General features: G+C 54.1%; 11 protein-coding genes. 5 read left to right on the forward strand and 6 right to left on the reverse strand.

Annotation, left to right across the window (positions count from 1 at the left end; translation table 11 throughout):
- Positions 1-28: 28 nt before the first annotated feature.
- The 3 genes from gntX to gntT all read left to right on the forward strand — a co-directional run bounded on the left by gntX (position 29) and on the right by gntT (position 3,032).
- Positions 29-712 (forward strand): DNA utilization protein GntX, encoded by a 684-nt coding sequence (gntX, locus tag OGX86_RS13355; protein WP_063941389.1) that lies wholly within the window; start codon positions 29-31, stop codon positions 710-712.
- Between the two features lie 58 nt (positions 713-770).
- Positions 771-1,346 carry a Fe-S biogenesis protein NfuA gene (gene nfuA, locus OGX86_RS13360; RefSeq protein WP_003023509.1) on the forward strand — a complete coding sequence of 192 codons (576 nt, stop codon included), beginning with the start codon at positions 771-773 and terminating at the stop codon, positions 1,344-1,346.
- A 369-nt stretch (positions 1,347-1,715) separates the two neighbouring features.
- Positions 1,716-3,032: a gluconate transporter gene (gntT, locus tag OGX86_RS13365; protein WP_003023507.1), complete on the forward strand. Its 1,317-nt coding sequence runs from the start codon at positions 1,716-1,718 to the stop codon at positions 3,030-3,032.
- Between the two features lie 87 nt (positions 3,033-3,119).
- Here gntT and malQ read toward each other — a convergent pair whose 3' ends face one another.
- Positions 3,120-5,207 (reverse strand): 4-alpha-glucanotransferase, encoded by a 2,088-nt coding sequence (gene malQ / locus OGX86_RS13370; protein ID WP_286640210.1) that lies wholly within the window; start codon positions 5,205-5,207, stop codon positions 3,120-3,122.
- A gap of 9 nt (positions 5,208-5,216) precedes the next feature.
- A complete protein-coding gene (gene malP, locus OGX86_RS13375) occupies positions 5,217-7,610 on the reverse strand; it encodes a maltodextrin phosphorylase (RefSeq protein ID WP_071692514.1) in 2,394 nt (797 codons plus the stop codon).
- A gap of 618 nt (positions 7,611-8,228) precedes the next feature.
- Between malP and malT the strand changes: the two genes are divergently transcribed.
- A complete protein-coding gene (malT, locus tag OGX86_RS13380; RefSeq protein WP_032945235.1) occupies positions 8,229-10,934 on the forward strand; it encodes an HTH-type transcriptional regulator MalT in 2,706 nt (901 codons plus the stop codon).
- A gap of 37 nt (positions 10,935-10,971) precedes the next feature.
- On the opposite strand, the gene OGX86_RS13385 is transcribed toward malT, so the two are convergent.
- The 3 genes from OGX86_RS13385 to glpE form a co-directional block, all read right to left on the reverse strand.
- A complete protein-coding gene (locus OGX86_RS13385; RefSeq protein WP_003023499.1) occupies positions 10,972-11,730 on the reverse strand; it encodes a DeoR/GlpR family transcriptional regulator in 759 nt (252 codons plus the stop codon).
- Between the two features lie 45 nt (positions 11,731-11,775).
- Positions 11,776-12,609 carry a rhomboid family intramembrane serine protease GlpG gene (gene glpG / locus OGX86_RS13390; RefSeq protein WP_032945236.1) on the reverse strand — a complete coding sequence of 278 codons (834 nt, stop codon included), beginning with the start codon at positions 12,607-12,609 and terminating at the stop codon, positions 11,776-11,778.
- Positions 12,610-12,684: 75 nt separating this feature from the next.
- Positions 12,685-13,011, reverse strand: coding sequence for a thiosulfate sulfurtransferase GlpE (glpE, locus tag OGX86_RS13395; RefSeq protein ID WP_003827629.1), 327 nt, complete (start codon positions 13,009-13,011; stop codon positions 12,685-12,687).
- 198 nt (positions 13,012-13,209) lie between these two features.
- On the opposite strand from glpE, the gene glpD reads away from it, so the two are divergent.
- On the forward strand, positions 13,210-14,718 hold the full coding sequence (gene glpD / locus OGX86_RS13400; RefSeq protein ID WP_168978681.1) for a glycerol-3-phosphate dehydrogenase: 1,509 nt from the start codon (positions 13,210-13,212) through the stop codon (positions 14,716-14,718).
- A gap of 90 nt (positions 14,719-14,808) precedes the next feature.
- Here the strand turns inward: glpD and glgP are convergent, their stop codons facing one another.
- Complete coding sequence (gene glgP, locus OGX86_RS13405) at positions 14,809-17,256, reverse strand: glycogen phosphorylase (protein ID WP_048215392.1); 2,448 nt, start codon at positions 17,254-17,256, stop codon at positions 14,809-14,811.

Below are 17,256 nucleotides of genomic sequence, written 5' to 3' on the forward strand. Positions count from 1 at the left end.
TTCTCTTTTAGCCTGAAAGGATGCATCTATGCTAACAGTACCGGGATTGTGCTGGCTATGCCGAATGCCCCTGACATTAGGGCATTGGGGGATCTGCTCAGTCTGTACGCGGGCAACGCGTCAACACGCCAGCCTGTGCCCTCAATGTGGACTCCCTGCCGCTCATACCGTCATTCCCTGTGGGCGCTGCCTGCAAAAACCGCCGCCGTGGCAGAGACTGGTTACCGTCAGCGACTATGTTCCGCCGTTGAGCGGGCTTATCCACCAGCTCAAGTTTTCACGACGCAGCGAAACAGCCTCAGCTCTTTCACGTTTGCTATTACTGGAGGTACTACAGGCCCGGCGCGCCAGCGGCCTTCTTCTACCGGACAGGCTGGTCAGCGTCCCGCTCTGGCAACGCCGACACTGGCGCAGGGGGTTTAATCAGAGCGATTTACTGTGCCGTCCGCTGGCGCGCTGGCTGGGTTGCGACTGGGACAGCCGGACCATCTCGCGGGTTCGGGCAACCGCCACACAGCACCATCTCAGCGCCCGATTACGTAAACGTAACCTGAAAAATGCCTTTCGCCTTGAATTGCCGGTGCAGGGACTCCATATGGTTATTGTGGATGATGTCGTCACTACCGGAAGTACCGTCGCGGAAATCGCGCAGCTGCTTTTACGCAATGGCGCGGCGACTGTCCAGGTATGGTGCCTGTGTCGAACCTTGTAGAGCCTCGATGATGGGCGTATTATAACCAAGTAAAATAGTCAACTATTAGGCCATTACTATGATCCATATTTCCGATGCTGCACAAGCGCACTTTGCCAAACTGCTGGCAAATCAGGAAGAAGGGACACAAATCCGCGTATTTGTGATTAATCCCGGCACGCCTAACGCTGAATGCGGCGTTTCTTATTGTCCGCCGGACGCCGTGGAAGCAACCGACACCGCCATTAAATTTGACCTGCTGACCGCATATGTTGATGAACTGAGCGCACCGTATCTGGAAGATGCAGAAATCGATTTCGTTACCGACCAGTTAGGCTCCCAGCTGACCCTGAAAGCACCAAACGCCAAAATGCGTAAAGTTGCCGATGATGCGCCGCTGATGGAACGCGTGGAGTACATGCTGCAATCGCAGATCAACCCACAGCTGGCTGGCCACGGTGGTCGTGTCTCTCTGATGGAAATCACCGATGAAGGCTACGCCATTCTGCAGTTTGGCGGCGGCTGTAACGGCTGTTCAATGGTAGATGTAACGCTGAAAGAAGGTATCGAGAAGCAGCTGCTGGCTGAATTCCCTGAACTGAAAGGCGTTCGCGATTTAACCGAACACCAGCGCGGCGAGCACTCTTACTACTAACGCCCGAATCTGTAGAGTATCCGTAGGCCCGATAAGACGCACCCGCGTCGCTATCGGGCATTGCTGCCGAATGGCAGCGTAACGGCCTACAACACTGCATTTCTCTGCCTGTGCCCTGCAACAATCCCCCGCATAATTTGACCAGCCTCTCATATTTTAAATTTTGCCTGTCCAGGTGATTTTCAAGCGCAGCATGTTACCCGTATCATTCGTATCAGCACCTAACACACCCATAATAGCCAGTTAAACTGATTAGTTTTGAAGGCAACCAGCATTGGTGCTGAGAATACTCTGTTCCCGGTCGGGACAATCGGAATTTGTCATCTAAACACTGACGTTACCCATAACAAAGTAAAGGCCAGGTAAATCATGCCATTAGTCATCGTTGCTATCGGTGTAATCTTGTTACTCCTCCTGATGATCCGTTTCAAAATGAACGGCTTCATCGCTCTCGTCCTGGTGGCGCTTGCTGTCGGATTGATGCAAGGGATGCCACTGGATAAAGTCATCGGTTCGATTAAAGCCGGCGTCGGCGGAACCCTTGGCAGCCTCGCCCTGATTATGGGTTTTGGCGCCATGCTGGGCAAAATGCTGGCGGACTGCGGCGGCGCACAGCGCATCGCAACCACGCTGATTGCTAAATTCGGCAAAAAACACATTCAGTGGGCAGTGGTATTAACCGGATTCACCGTCGGTTTTGCCCTGTTCTACGAAGTCGGCTTCGTGCTGATGCTGCCGCTGGTATTCACCATTGCTGCCGCTGCTAACATCCCGCTGCTGTACGTTGGTGTGCCGATGGCGGCTGCGCTGTCCGTTACTCACGGCTTCCTGCCGCCGCACCCGGGTCCAACCGCTATTGCCACCATTTTCCACGCAGATATGGGTAAAACTCTGCTGTTTGGTACGATTCTGGCAATCCCGACCGTTATTCTCGCCGGTCCGGTATACGCGCGTTTCCTGAAAGGCATAGATAAGCCAATCCCGGAAGGTCTGTACAGCGCAAAAACCTTCACTGAAGAAGAGATGCCAGGCTTTGGCGTCAGCGTCTGGACCTCTCTGGTCCCGGTTATCCTGATGGCAATGCGCGCCGTGGCGGAGATGATTCTGCCGAAAGGCCATGCTTTCCTGACGGTTGCAGAATTCCTCGGTGACCCGGTCATGGCAACGCTGATTGCAGTGCTGATTGCGATGTTCACTTTTGGTCTGAACCGCGGACGTTCGATGGATCAGATTAACGACACGCTGGTGTCCTCAATCAAAATCATCGCGATGATGCTGTTGATCATCGGTGGTGGCGGTGCCTTCAAACAGGTTCTGGTTGATAGCGGCGTGGACAAATACATCGCTTCAATGATGCACGGCTCTAACGTTTCTCCGCTGCTGATGGCATGGTCTATCGCTGCAGTACTGCGTATCGCACTGGGTTCCGCAACCGTTGCAGCGATTACTGCTGGTGGGATTGTGGCACCGCTGATTGCAACGACCGGCGTAAGCCCTGAGCTGATGGTTATTGCGGTTGGTTCCGGTTCCGTCATCTTCTCCCACGTGAACGATCCTGGGTTCTGGCTGTTCAAGGAGTACTTCAACCTGACCATCGGTGAAACCATCAAGTCATGGTCAATGTTGGAAACCATTATCTCTGTCTGCGGTCTGGTAGGGTGTCTGCTGCTGGGTATGGTGGTCTGATAAAACTGAGCCTGATGGCGCTACGCTTATCAGGCCTACGTGCTACGAGCCATCACCATAAAAAAGCCGGGGAAATCCCCGGCTTTTTTACTTCTTCTTCGCGGCCGCTTTTCGCCGCTTATCCAAATCCTTAATCAGCTTATTCACGCCCTCATCGGCAAACATCTGTTCCAGCGTGGCGGTGAGCTTACGCCGCCAGTTTTTGTACTGGTCGCTGGTCCCCGGAATGTTGACCGGCTCAGCCATATCCAGCCAGTCTTCCGGTTGCAAGCCCAGCAGCGCACTGTTGCTGTCAGCGATGTAGCGTTGCATGCCGCGATTCAGAATCGGCGTCATCGACATCAGGGACGCCTTGTGACCGGCACGTTTTGGCAGGCAGCCGTATTTGTGCAGCGCATCCAGCAGCCCCTGTTTCGCCAGTTCCCGGTCCTGATACAACCCGCGCAGCACGACTTCATCCGGATACAGGCCCAGTGCTTTACCTAGCGTCAGATCGCCGCTATCCCAATAACCTTTAAGCGTAGGAAGGTCATGCGTCGCCGCGACTGCCATTGATTGTTCCGGGTACGCTTTCGGCGCACGGAAGTTTTTCTCATGGTCATTCTCAAAATAAAGCACTTTGTAGGAGTAGACGCCGCTGTCACGCAGCTTGCTGACGATCTCCACCGGCACGGTACCCAGATCTTCACCAATCACCATGCAGTGGTGACGTTTACTTTCCAGCGCCAGAATTGAAAGCAAATCATCGACCGGATAATGCACGTAGGCACCGTGATCGGCAGTTTCACCGTAAGGGATCCACCACAGACGCAGCATCGACATGACATGGTCGATACGCAACGCGCCGCAGTTCTGCATATTGGCGCGCAGCAGTTCGATAAACGGTTCGTAGGCGCGTGCCGTGATGATGTGCGGATCCATCGGCGGCAGTCCCCAGTTTTGCCCAAGCGGACCGAGAATATCCGGCGGCGCGCCTACTGAAGCTTTCAGGCAATACAACTCGCGGTCACACCAGGTTTCCGCCCCGCCTTCGGTCACGCCAACGGCCAGGTCGCGATACAACCCTATCGGCATTGCAAAGCCCTGGCTGGTTTTCCAGCAGTCAGCAAACTGGGTATACGCCAGCCACTGTAACCACAGGTAGAAATCTACGTCATCACGATGTTCTTCGCAGAAGCGTTTTACCTCTGGCGAGTCCACTGACTGGAAAGCTTCTGGCCACACCGGCCAGCCCCAGCGCAATGCGTCCTCTTTCACCTGATGCGCATGCAGCGCATCAAAGGCCGCCTGCCAGTAGAGGCTATCCCCTTCCTGAGCCACAAACTGGCGAAATGCCGCCATCTGCTCATCATCACGCGCAGAGAAGCTTTTCCACGCCATACGTAGCGCCGTCATCTTCAGTGCGGTAACAGCAGAATAATCAACCCACTCGGCATCGCGGGCGCGTTGCAGAGCTTGCTGAGTCGCGGGTTTCTTCCACCACGCCTGCGCCTCTTTACTCAGACGGAAATCATCTACGGCGTTTACATCAATATAAATAACGTTCAACCAGCGACGTGACGACGGGCTGTACGGGCTGGCACTCTCCGGATTCGCCGGATACAGCGCGTGAATCGGATTAAGCCCGATAAACGCGCCGCCGCGTTGCGCCACATCCTCCAGCATGGTGCGGAGATCGCCGAAATCGCCAATCCCCCAGTTCTTTTCCGATCGCAAGGTGTAGAGCTGAACGCATGCGCCCCACAGCTTCTGCCCGGCTAACAACGCCTGCGGTTCATAGCAGCGCTTTGGTGCCACGATGATACGACAATGGGAACGCAGCTCGCCCTGGGTCAGGGTCAACGTGTGATACCCCTCCGGCAGCTTCGCCGGAAGGTTAAAAGATTTACCGCCGACGGCATGCCCTTTGTGCTGCACGCCCTCTTCGGTGGTCAGCAGCCAGTTAAACTCTCCGCTTCCCTCAACCGCCAGCGGCATTTTCTTGCCAGCGGTATAGACCATGACATTCGGCACCGGGGTTACCGCCACCTGAGTGGCAGCGGTGGTGCGATGCATGGCGTCAAGCAAACGCCGTTTGGTTTCGGCGCCAATAGACTGCGGTTTACCGTGGGCATTAATGTAATTGGGGCTGATCCCCGCCGCCAGCGCGGCATTATCCAGACGTTTGCTTTCCATCGCGATTCCTTAACGTTTCGCCTGCCAGATACGAGCCTGATAATCGCGGATGGAGCGATCCGAGCTGAACATGCCGCAACGCGCGGTATTCAGAATCGCCGCCCGGGTCCAGGCGTCCTGGTCACGATACAACACGTCAACCTGCTTCTGAGCTTCAACGTAGGCCGCGAAGTCCGCCATCACCAGATACGGATCGCCGCCCTGCTTGCCGATACTGTGCAGCATCTGGTCAAAGGCATGCTTGTCGCCATCACTGTATTTCCCGCTTTCCAGCTCTTTCAGGACAGCATCCAGCACTTTGTCTTTTTTACGCCATTTCACCGGGTCGTAGCCTTTGGCTTTGAGCGCCTTCACCTCTTCCACGGTATGACCAAAGATAAAGATATTCTCGTCACCCACCTTCTCGGCGATTTCGACGTTTGCGCCATCCAGCGTACCTACGGTTAACGCACCGTTCAGCGCCAGCTTCATGTTACCGGTGCCGGAAGCCTCTTTCCCTGCAGTTGAAATCTGCTCAGAGATATCCGCCGCCGGGATCAGCATTTCCGCCGCCGAGACACAATAATCCGGCAGGAAGACGACCTTCAGCTTGTCACCGACTTTCGGGTCGTTATTGATGGTTTGTGCAACCTGGTTGATGGCGAAGATGATATTTTTCGCCAGGTAGTAACCCGGAGCAGCTTTTGCGCCAAACAAGAATACGCGCGGCACGCGATCTGCCTGCGGGTTCTCACGGATTTCTTTGTACAACGCCAGAATATGCAGCAGATTCAGGTGCTGGCGCTTGTACTCATGAAGACGTTTAATCTGAATATCAAAGATAGCGTTAGTCGTTATTTCAATACCGGTACGCGCTTTAATAAACTTCACCAGACGCTCTTTGTTCGCCAGCTTGATGTCACGATACTGCTGACGGAACTTCGCATCGTCCGCGTATTTTTCCAGGTTAATCAGCTGGTCGAGGTCGTTAGCCCACTCTTTTTTCAGCGATTTATCCAGCAGTGCGGCAAGCGCCGGGTTGCATTGCTTAATCCAGCGACGCGGAGTAATCCCGTTAGTGACGTTATGGAATTTGTTCGGCCAGAGCTGGTGATATTCCGGGAACAGATCTTTCACCACCAGATCGGAGTGCAGCGCCGCCACACCGTTGACCGCAAAACCGCTGACCACGCACATGTTGGCCATACGCACCTGTTTATTGTGCACCACTGCCAGCTTCGCCCAGACTTCAGCATCACCCGGCCAGGTTTTATCAACCAACGTCTTAAAGCGGTCGTTAATCTCTTTGATGATTTGCATGTGGCGCGGCAGGAGTGCTTTCACCAGTTTCTCATCCCAGCACTCTAACGCTTCCGGCATCAGGGTGTGGTTGGTGTAAGCGAAGGTCTTGCTGGTAATCGCCCACGCATCGTCCCAGCTCATCTGGTGCTCATCAATCAGCACGCGCAGCAGTTCAGGGATCGCGATAGTCGGGTGAGTATCGTTAAGTTGAATGACTTCGTAATCAGCCAGTTCGTGCAGCTTACGCCCTGCCAGATGATGGCGGCGCAGAATGTCGGCTACGGAGCAGGCGCACTGGAAGTACTGCTGCATCAGGCGCAGCTTTTTACCCGCGGTGTGGTTATCGTTCGGGTACAGCACTTTCGTCAGTTTTTCAGCGTCGATGCCCTGCTGCTCTGCGCGCAGGAAATCGCCGTCATTAAATTTGGTCAGGTTAAACGGGTGCGCATGGCTGGCCTGCCACAGACGCAGCGGTTGCGCTACGCCGTTACGGTAACCGAGAACCGGCAGATCCCAGGCCTGGCCGGTGATGGTAAACGCAGGCTCCCAGTGCCCTTCTTTGGTGACTTTGCCGCCAATCCCAACCTGCACGTCCAGCGCCTCGTTGTGACGGAACCACGGGTAGCTGCCGCGAAGCCAGTCATCCGGGGCTTCCATCTGTTGGCCATCGGCAAACGACTGACGGAACAGGCCGTACTGGTAGTTGAGGCCATAGCCCGTCGCCGACTGGCCGACTGTCGCCATCGAATCAAGGAAGCAGGCCGCCAGGCGTCCCAATCCACCGTTACCCAACGCCGGATCGATCTCTTCTTCCAGCAGATCAGTCAGGTTGACGTCATGCACTTTCAGCTCATCGCTCACCGCCTGATACCAGCCGAGGTTGAGTAAATTGTTGCCGGTCAGGCGACCAATCAAAAACTCCATCGAGATGTAGTTAACGTGACGCTGATTTTTTGCCGGTTTCGCCGCAGGCTGGGCGCTGAGTAACTCAGCCAACGCCCCACTCACTGCCTGCCACCACTGGCGCGACGTCATTTCTTGAGCCGACAGTAAACCGAAGCGCTGCCACTGACGCGTCAGGGCAGCCTGAAATTGATCTTTGTTGAAAGTAGGCTGTGACATAGGGGTTCCAGATCCTTAGGTAATAAAACAACGTTATCGCTAGTTTGCCTGGCTCGTTGTTGACATTCCTCATCCTGGCACGGATTAGGGAGGGAGGAGGAGCGGGGATGAGCATAAAAGTGTGATCACCACCACTTAAAGGGGAGGTAATTGCCCGTAAATTCGCGAAACCCCCGCATAACGCTCTTCGGATGACGCATTAGTAACAAAGGATTAATCGACAATATCAAATAGCGATATGACGATGAGAAACAATGTGTAAATAGGGAAATAGTTTCTAACCTGAAATATCTGTGCCGGATAAGATAGTTCACATAAAACTTTTAAGTCGGCCACAAAATTCGGTGATATTCATTAGCTATTTGAGTAACCACATAAAAAGAGAGGGATTTTTCGACACAGTCAAAATTACAACGGATCCAGTCGCCACGCCTGTTGCGACTCTTTAAAGCATTTATTGCAATAGATGTATAGATTTGTGACATAGTGCAAAATCAGACACACAAAAAGTCCGCTTAGCTTGCATAAAACACCAATCTGGCCGACCTTATATCTATTAATTACGAAGCGCAAAAAAAATCATTCTTCCCTATTTTCACACAGTGAAGTGACTAACTTATGTTGATTCCGTCTAAATTAAGTCGTCCGGTTCGACTCGACCATACGGTGGTTCGTGAGCGCCTGTTGGCTAAACTTTCCGGCGCGAACAATTTCAGGCTTGCCCTGATAACAAGTCCTGCTGGTTATGGAAAAACGACGCTGGTTTCACAATGGGCGGCAGGGAAAAATGATTTAGGCTGGTACTCTCTGGATGAGGGCGATAATCAGCAAGAGCGCTTTGCCAGTTATCTGATCGCCGCTATCCAACAGGCAACCGGTGGACACTGCACCACCAGCGAAGCGATGGTGCAAAAACGTCAGTACGCCAGCCTGACGTCACTGTTTGCCCAGCTATTTATCGAACTGGCCGAGTGGCACCGCCCGCTCTACCTGGTGGTGGATGATTATCATCTGATCTCTAATCCGGCTATTCACGAAGCGATGCGTTTTTTCCTGCGTCACCAGCCTGAGAACCTTACGCTGGTCGTGCTGTCGCGCAACCTGCCGCAGTTGGGCATTGCTAACCTGCGGGTACGCGATCAACTACTGGAGATAGGCAGCCAACAGTTAGCCTTTAACCATCAGGAAGCCAAACAATTTTTCGACCGACGTTTGTCCTCCCCCATTGAAGCGGCTGAAAGCAGCCGGATGTGTGATGACGTTGCTGGCTGGGCCACAGCGTTACAACTGATTGCCCTTTCCGCCCGCCAGAACAATAACTCTGCTCACCAGTCGGCACGTCGCCTCGCCGGGATCAACGCCAGCCATTTATCTGATTACCTGGTTGATGAAGTGCTGGACAGCGTCGACCTCGGCACCCGTCACTTCCTGCTGAAAAGCGCCATTCTGCGCTCCATGAACGATGCGCTAATCGTCCGCGTTACCGGGGAAGAAAACGGCCAGATGCGGCTGGAAGAAATTGAGCGCCAGGGGTTATTCCTGCAGCGAATGGATGACGTTGGCGAGTGGTTCAGCTATCACCCGCTGTTTGGCAGCTTTTTACGCCAGCGCTGCCAATGGGAGCTGGCGAACGAACTGCCCGAAATACACCGCGCCGCAGCTGAAAGCTGGATGGCGCAAGGCTTCCCCAGCGAAGCTATCCACCACGCGCTGGCGGCCGGCGACGCCCATATGCTACGCGATATCCTGCTTAATCATGCGTGGGGACTGTTTAACCATAGCGAGCTGACGTTACTGGAAGAGTCGCTGAAAGCCCTGCCGTGGGAAAGCCTGCTGGAAAATCCGCGTCTGGTTCTGTTGCAAGCCTGGCTGATGCAAAGCCAGCACCGCTATGGAGAGGTTAACACCCTGCTGGCGCGCGCAGAGCAGGAAATGAAAGGCGACATGGAGCCAACACTGCACGCCGAATTCAACGCTTTACGGGCGCAGGTAGCGATTAACGACGGCAACCCTGACGAAGCCGAACGCCTGGCGAAACTGGCGCTGGATGAGTTACCCATCGCCTGGTTCTATAGCCGGATCGTCGCTACCTCGGTGCATGGCGAAGTCCTGCACTGTAAGGGCGATCTCACGCGCTCTCTGGCGTTGATGCAGCAAACCGAGCAAATGGCGCGCCATCATGACGTCTGGCATTACGCACTGTGGAGCCTTATCCAGCAAAGCGAAATTTTGTTTGCCCAGGGCTTTTTACAGGCCGCCTGGGAAACTCAGGAAAAAGCGTTCCAACTGATCAAAGAACAGCACCTGGAACAGCTGCCGATGCACGAATTCCTGGTACGTATTCGCGCGCAGCTACTGTGGGCATGGGCGCGTCTGGATGAATCAGAAGCTTCTGCCCGTAGCGGTATTGAACTGCTTTCCACTTTCCAGCCGCAGCAACAGCTACAGTGTCTGGCGCTGCTGGTTCAGTGTTCACTGGCACGGGGCGATCTCGATAACGCTCGCAGCCTGCTCAACCGTCTGGAAAACCTGCTGGGTAACGGTCACTATCACAGCGACTGGATCTCCAACGCCGATAAGGTGCGGGTGATTTACTGGCAAATGGTGGGCGACAAAAACTCGGCCGCCAACTGGCTGCGCCACACGCCGAAACCAGAATTCGCCAATAACCACTTCCTGCAAAGCCAGTGGCGCAACATCGCTCGCGCGCAAATCCTGCTCGGCGAGTTTGAACCGGCTGAGATTGTGCTGGAAGAGTTGAATGAAAATGCGCGCAACCTGCGCCTGATGAGCGATCTGAACCGCAACCTGTTGCTGCTTAATCAGCTCTACTGGCAAGCAGGGCGCAAAAATGACGCCCAGCGCGTATTACTCGATGCGCTGCAGCTGGCGAACCGCACCGGGTTTATCAGTCACTTTGTTATTGAAGGCGAGGCCATGGCGCAACAACTGCGTCAGCTGATTCAGCTCAATACCTTACCGGAGCTCGATCAGCACCGCGCCCAGCGCATTTTGCGCGAGATTAACCAGCACCACCGCCATAAATTCGCCCACTTCGATGAAGGATTCGTTGAGCGTCTTCTTACTCATCCGGAAGTGCCGGAGCTTATCCGCACCAGTCCGCTGACCCAGCGCGAATGGCAGGTTCTGGGACTGATTTATTCGGGCTACAGCAACGAGCAGATCGCCGGAGAGCTGGCCGTCGCGGCAACGACCATCAAGACGCACATCCGCAATTTGTACCAAAAACTTGGCGTCGCACATCGTCAGGATGCGGTGCAACATGCGCAGAAGCTGCTGAAGATGATGGGATATGGGGTTTAGTTAATGCCTGATGCGCTACGCTTATCAGGCAATTATCTCAGCACAGCTCTAACTGAATATGATGGTCCGCGATAACCTGCATCACGCCAGCGGGCGGCAGCGTGTCGGTATACACCGCATCCACCATGCTGATACTGCCCATATTCACCATCGCGTTACGCCCAAATTTCGAGTGATCCACCACCAGCATCACATGCCGTGAATTCTCAATAATCGCGCGTTTGGTGCGAACTTCGTGATAATCAAACTCCAGCAGAGAACCATCGCTGTCGATGCCGCTGATCCCTAAGATGCCGAAGTCCAGTCGGAACTGAGAAATGAAGTCGAGGGTCGCTTCGCCCATAATACCGCCGTCGCGGCTACGCAGTTCGCCACCGGCGAGGATTATGCGGAAATCCTCTTTCGCCATCAGCGTATTCGCCACATTGAGGTTGTTGGTCACGATACGTAAATTGCTGTGATTGAGCAGCGCGTGAGCCACCGCTTCCGGCGTAGTGCCGATATCAATAAACAGCGTAGAGCCGTTCGGGATCTGCGTGGCAACTTTGCGTGCAATGCGCTCTTTTTCCGCCGTCTGCGTCGCTTTACGGTCATGCCACGGGGTGTTGACCGAGCTGGATGGCAGCGCCGCGCCGCCGTGATGGCGCAAAATCATGTTCTGATCGGCCAGATCGTTAAGATCGCGGCGAATCGTCTGCGGGCTGACGGAGAAATGCTCCACCAGCTCTTCAGTACTGACGTATCCCTGTTTTTTTACCAGCTCGATGATCGCGTCATGTCGTTGTGTTTGCTTCATTAGTGTTCCCTGAAATTTTGCCGGATGCGCTAACGCTTATCCGGCCTACAAAGTTCGTTTCCGCACATTCATCGTATCGGCAAACGCCATTGCCAGACCCACGGCCAATCCGGCGATATGAGCACCATTCGCCATCGACATGCCGAATAGATCAAACCAGCCGGCAACAATCCAGATCAAAGCAAAGATAATCAAACCACGCTGCAGGAAAATACCGCTTTGCGGATCGCGCTCGCCACGCAACCACACGTAGCCCATCAGCGCATATACCACGCCAGACAGTCCACCAAACCACGGGCCGCTAAATTTCTGCTGAACATAGCCGCTCAACAGGGCGCTGATCACGGTAATAACAATCAGTTTTCCACTGCCCAGACGCTTTTCAACCGCACCGCCGAGATACCACCACCACAACAGGTTGAACAGAATATGCATCAGCGAGAAGTGCATAAAAGCGTGGGTGAAATAACGCCAGAATTCAAATTTCAGCGAAGGGTCAAACGGCCATGCCAGCCAGAGCATCACCGCCTGGTCGCCCAGCACGTTCATCGCGATAAACACCAGCACACACGCGGCCATCACCAACCAGGTTACCGGGCCTGCGCGTTCGCGCAATGTGGCCAGGAACGGATAACGCTGGTAGTGCAGACCGCTGTCGGTCTGACCCGACTGCCAGCTTGCCGCGAGGTAGCGCGGATCGCCCGGATTCTCCAGAAATCTCGCCAGTTCAGCATGCACGCGCTCGGCCTGGGACTCATCCGCCAACCAGACATCCGTTTGCTGATGTTGTTGAATCGTCAGGATAACGCCCTGTGTCGCCATATAATCAACAAATGCCTGCGCCACGCGGGGGTTAGCAAAAGAGGTAATCATCAACATGGTTGCTGTCGCTTCATCCACACAAAAGAGGACAGTATATATATCCTACCCGTTTCAGGCTGCATCTTTGTTAGCTTACGAACCGTATGCCACTTCTGCCGGAAAATGTCGATGCCAGGCGTCGAAGCCGCCGTCAACGCTGTAAACCGCGTCATAACCCTGCTGAAGAAGATATTGCGCCGCACCTTTACTGCTGTTGCCGTGATAACACATCACCAACACGGCGGTGTCGAAATCATGCTCGCGCATAAATGACCCCAGCGTGTCGTTCGTCAGATGAAACGCCTGCGGGGCATGACCCATGGCATAGCTTTGCGGATCACGGATATCCACTAACACCGCGCTCCCCTGATGCAGCTTCTGATGCGCTTCTTCGACATTAATACATTCAAACTGATCCATTGCTCTCTCTTCTTTATATGGCAGGTGACGCTTTTCAGACATGTTACTGCTTAGTGTACGTCCCGACGGCAGTTAAACGCCATAATGTTATATGTATCACTGTAAATTGTTTATCCGATGTTACCAATGGCGCGATTCTTTGCTATTATGCTCGATAACGAACATTAATGAGCTATAACGAAAGTGCGAGAGGCCAGCATGGAAACCAAAGATCTGATTGTGATAGGTGGAGGCATCAACGGTGCCGGTATCGCGGCAGATGCCGCTGGACGCGGTTTATCCGTGCTGATGCTGGAAGCGCAGGATTTAGCCTGCGCCACCTCTTCCGCTAGCTCCAAACTCATCCACGGTGGCCTGCGCTACCTAGAACACTACGAATTTCGTCTGGTAAGCGAAGCGCTGGCCGAACGTGAAGTGCTGTTGAAAATGGCACCGCATATCGCCTTCCCGATGCGCTTTCGCCTGCCCCATCGCCCGCACCTGCGTCCGGCGTGGATGATCCGCATTGGTTTGTTTATGTACGATCATCTGGGCAAACGCACCAGTTTGCCAAGCTCTACCGGTTTGCGTTTTGGCGCGGATTCCGTAATGAAACCTGAGATTGTGCGCGGTTTCGAATATTCCGACTGCTGGGTAGACGATGCGCGACTGGTTTTGGCAAACGCCCAAATGGTCGTACGCAAAGGCGGAGAAGTATTAACCCGCACTCGCGCCACTTCTGCTCGCCGTGAAAACGGTTTGTGGATTGTTGAAGCTGAAGATATCGATACCGGCAAAAAATATACCTGGCAGGCGCGTGGCCTGGTCAACGCCACCGGTCCGTGGGTGAAAGAGTTCTTCGACGACGGTATGCACCTGCCATCACCGTACGGCATTCGCCTGATTAAAGGCAGCCACATCGTAGTGCCGCGCGTACATACCCAGAAGCAAGCTTATATTCTGCAAAACGAAGATAAACGCATTGTGTTTGTTATCCCATGGATGGACGAATTCTCGATCATCGGGACGACAGACGTTGAATACAAAGGCGATCCGAAAGCGGTGAAAATTGATGAGAGCGAGATCAATTACCTGCTGAAGGTCTACAACGCACACTTTAAGAAGCAGCTGGGCCGTGATGATATCGTCTGGACTTACTCGGGCGTGCGTCCGCTGTGCGATGACGAGTCTGACTCACCGCAGGCGATCACCCGTGATTACACGCTGGATATCCACGACGAAAACGGCAAAGCGCCGTTGCTGTCGGTCTTTGGCGGTAAGCTGACCACCTATCGTAAGCTGGCTGAGCACGCGATGGAAAAACTGGCATCGTACTACCAGGGTATTGGTCCGGCGTGGACGAAAGAGTGCATTCTGCCAGGTGGTGACATTGGCGGCGATCGCGAAGACTACGCGGCCAAACTACGCCGTCGCTACCCGTTCCTGACCGAGTCGCTGGCACGTCATTATTCCCGCACCTACGGCAGCAACACCGAATGGATTATCGGCGAAGCCACCTCGCTTGCCGAGTTAGGTGAAGACTTTGGCCATGAGTTTTATGAGGCCGAGCTGAAATATCTGGTCGATCACGAATGGGTTCGTCGTGCGGAAGATGCGTTGTGGCGTCGCACGAAAGAAGGTATGTGGCTGAACGCTGAGCAGCAGTCGCGTATGACCCAGTGGCTGGCGGAGTACATTGAAAAACACCAGCTGTCGCTGGCGTCCTGATAAAAATGCCGGATGCGGCTAGCGCCTTATCCGGCCTACAAGAGTGCATAAACGTAGGCCGGGCAAGCGAAGCGCCCCCGGCATCGTGTGTTACAACCGCACCGAATCGATATGCCAGATGTTTTCGGCGTACTCTTTGATCGTCCTGTCCGACGAGAAGTACCCCATGTTGGCGATATTAATCATCGACTTGGTGGTCCACTCTTCCGGGTGACGATACAGTTCATCAACCTTATCCTGGCAATCAACGTAGCTGCGATAATCCGCCAGAACCTGATAGTGGTCGCCAAAGTTAATCAGCGAATCCACCAGGTCGCGATAGCGTCCCGGCTCCTCAGGGCTGAATACGCCGCTGCCGATCTGCGTCAGCACCTGGTGCAGCTCTTCGTCTTTCTCGTAATACTCACGCGGCTTGTAGCCCTGGCTGCGTAAAGCCTCGACCTCTTCCGCCGTATTACCAAAGATAAAGATATTTTCTGCGCCCACATGCTCCAGCATCTCAACGTTGGCGCCGTCCAGCGTACCGATGGTCAGCGCACCGTTAAGAGCAAATTTCATATTACTGGTACCGGAGGCTTCGGTCCCGGCCAGAGAAATCTGTTCAGAAAGGTCGGCAGCAGGAATAATCACCTGCGCCAGGCTGACGCTGTAGTTGGGGATAAACACCACTTTCAGCTTGTCGCCAATTTGCGGATCGTTGTTGATCACTTTCGCGACGTCGTTGATCAGGTGAATGATGTGTTTCGCCATGTAATAAGCAGAAGCCGCTTTACCGGCGAAGATATTCACACGCGGCACCCACTCAGCGTCAGGATCGGCCTTAATGCGGTTGTAGCGGGTGATCACATGCAGCACGTTCATCAACTGGCGTTTGTATTCGTGAATACGCTTGATCTGCACATCAAACAGCGATTTCGGGTTCACCACCACGTTCAGTTGCTGGGCGATGAGCGTGGCCAGACGCTTTTTATTCTCCAGCTTCGCGCGGCGCACAGCCTGATTTACCAGTGGGTAATCGCAGTGCTGCTCAAGCTCGCTGAGCTGGCTGAGATCGGTTCGCCAGGTGCGACCAATGTTCTCATCCAGCACTTCAGAGAGCGACGGGTTAGCCAGCGCCAGCCAGCGGCGCGGCGTCACGCCGTTGGTGACGTTGCAAAAACGAGTCGGGAAAATCTTCGCAAAATCAGCAAACAGCGACTGCACCATCAGGTTGGAGTGCAGCTCGGAAACGCCGTTAACCTTGTGGCTCACTACCACCGCCAGCCATGCCATACGCACACGACGGCCGTTAGATTCATCGATAATCGACGTCCGCCCCAGCAGAGCAGTATCGTTTGGATACTGTTCCTGCAACGTCTTCAGGAAGTAGTCGTTGATTTCAAAGATGATTTGCAGATGGCGCGGCAAAATTTTGCCCAGCATATCGACAGGCCAGGTCTCCAGCGCTTCGCTCATCAAGGTGTGGTTGGTATACGAGAAGACCTGGCAGCAGACCTCAAACGCATCGTCCCAACTGAACTTATGCTCATCGATCAGCAAGCGCATCAGCTCAGGGATCGACAGCACCGGATGGGTATCGTTGAGGTGAATGGCGATTTTATCCGCCAGATTGTCGTAGGTTTTGTGCAGCTGATAATGACGGTTCAGGATGTCCTGCACCGTAGAGGAGACCAGGAAATACTCCTGGCGCAACCGCAGCTCGCGTCCTGAATAGGTGGAGTCGTCCGGGTACAGTACGCGGGAGACGTTCTCGGAGTGGTTTTTATCTTCCACAGCCGCAAAGTAGTCGCCCTGGTTAAATTTACCGAGATTAATCTCGCTACTGGCCTGGGCATTCCACAGACGCAGCGTGTTGGTGGCGTCGGTGTCGTAGCCGGGGATAATCTGGTCGTAGGCGACCGCGAGGATCTCTTCGGTTTCTATCCAGCGCGTTTTCTTACCTTCCTGCTGAATACGCCCGCCAAAACGCACTTTGTAGCGCGTGTTGTGGCGTTTGAATTCCCACGGGTTACCGTATTCCAGCCAGTAGTCCGGCGACTCTTTCTGGCGGCCATCAACAATGTTCTGCTTGAACATACCGTAGTCATAACGAATACCGTAACCGCGTCCCGGCAATCCCAGCGTTGCCAGAGAGTCCAGGAAGCAGGCCGCCAGGCGCCCGAGACCGCCATTGCCAAGACCCGGGTCGTTTTCTTCGTCGATCAGATCTTCAAGATCCAACCCCATACCTTCCAGCGCATTTTTGACATCGTCATAAATGCCCAGCGATAACAGTGCATTGGAAAGCGTGCGGCCAATCAGAAACTCCATAGACAAGTAATAGACCTGACGAGTTTCCTGAGATAATTGCGCACGGTTAGAACGCAGCCAGCGCTCCACGAGACGGTCGCGCACCGCGAACAACGTGGCGTTCAGCCACTCATGTTTATTGGCAATGACCGGGTCCTTACCAATCGTGAACATCAGCTTATAGGCAATAGAATGCTTAAGTGCCTCTACGCTGAGTGTGGGCGATGCATAAGTAAATGGAGCATTCAT

The organism is Citrobacter sp. Cpo040, assembly GCF_030332915.1.
Lineage (GTDB): Bacteria > Pseudomonadota > Gammaproteobacteria > Enterobacterales > Enterobacteriaceae > Citrobacter > Citrobacter portucalensis.

Bases quoted from the DNA above. Each gene is read 5' to 3' on its own strand.
- malT (WP_032945235.1), top strand. From the start codon at position 8,229: ATGTTGATTCCGTCTAAATTAAGTCGTCCGGTTCGACTCGACCATACG.
- gntX (WP_063941389.1), top strand. From the start codon at position 29: ATGCTAACAGTACCGGGATTGTGCTGGCTATGCCGAATGCCCCTGACA.
- gntT (WP_003023507.1), top strand. From the start codon at position 1,716: ATGCCATTAGTCATCGTTGCTATCGGTGTAATCTTGTTACTCCTCCTG.
- glgP (WP_048215392.1), bottom strand. From the start codon at position 17,256: ATGAATGCTCCATTTACTTATGCATCGCCCACACTCAGCGTAGAGGCA.
- glpG (WP_032945236.1), bottom strand. From the start codon at position 12,609: ATGTTGATGATTACCTCTTTTGCTAACCCCCGCGTGGCGCAGGCATTT.
- OGX86_RS13385 (WP_003023499.1), bottom strand. From the start codon at position 11,730: ATGAAGCAAACACAACGACATGACGCGATCATCGAGCTGGTAAAAAAA.
- glpD (WP_168978681.1), top strand. From the start codon at position 13,210: ATGGAAACCAAAGATCTGATTGTGATAGGTGGAGGCATCAACGGTGCC.
- malQ (WP_286640210.1), bottom strand. From the start codon at position 5,207: ATGGAAAGCAAACGTCTGGATAATGCCGCGCTGGCGGCGGGGATCAGC.
- malP (WP_071692514.1), bottom strand. From the start codon at position 7,610: ATGTCACAGCCTACTTTCAACAAAGATCAATTTCAGGCTGCCCTGACG.
- nfuA (WP_003023509.1), top strand. From the start codon at position 771: ATGATCCATATTTCCGATGCTGCACAAGCGCACTTTGCCAAACTGCTG.
- glpE (WP_003827629.1), bottom strand. From the start codon at position 13,011: ATGGATCAGTTTGAATGTATTAATGTCGAAGAAGCGCATCAGAAGCTG.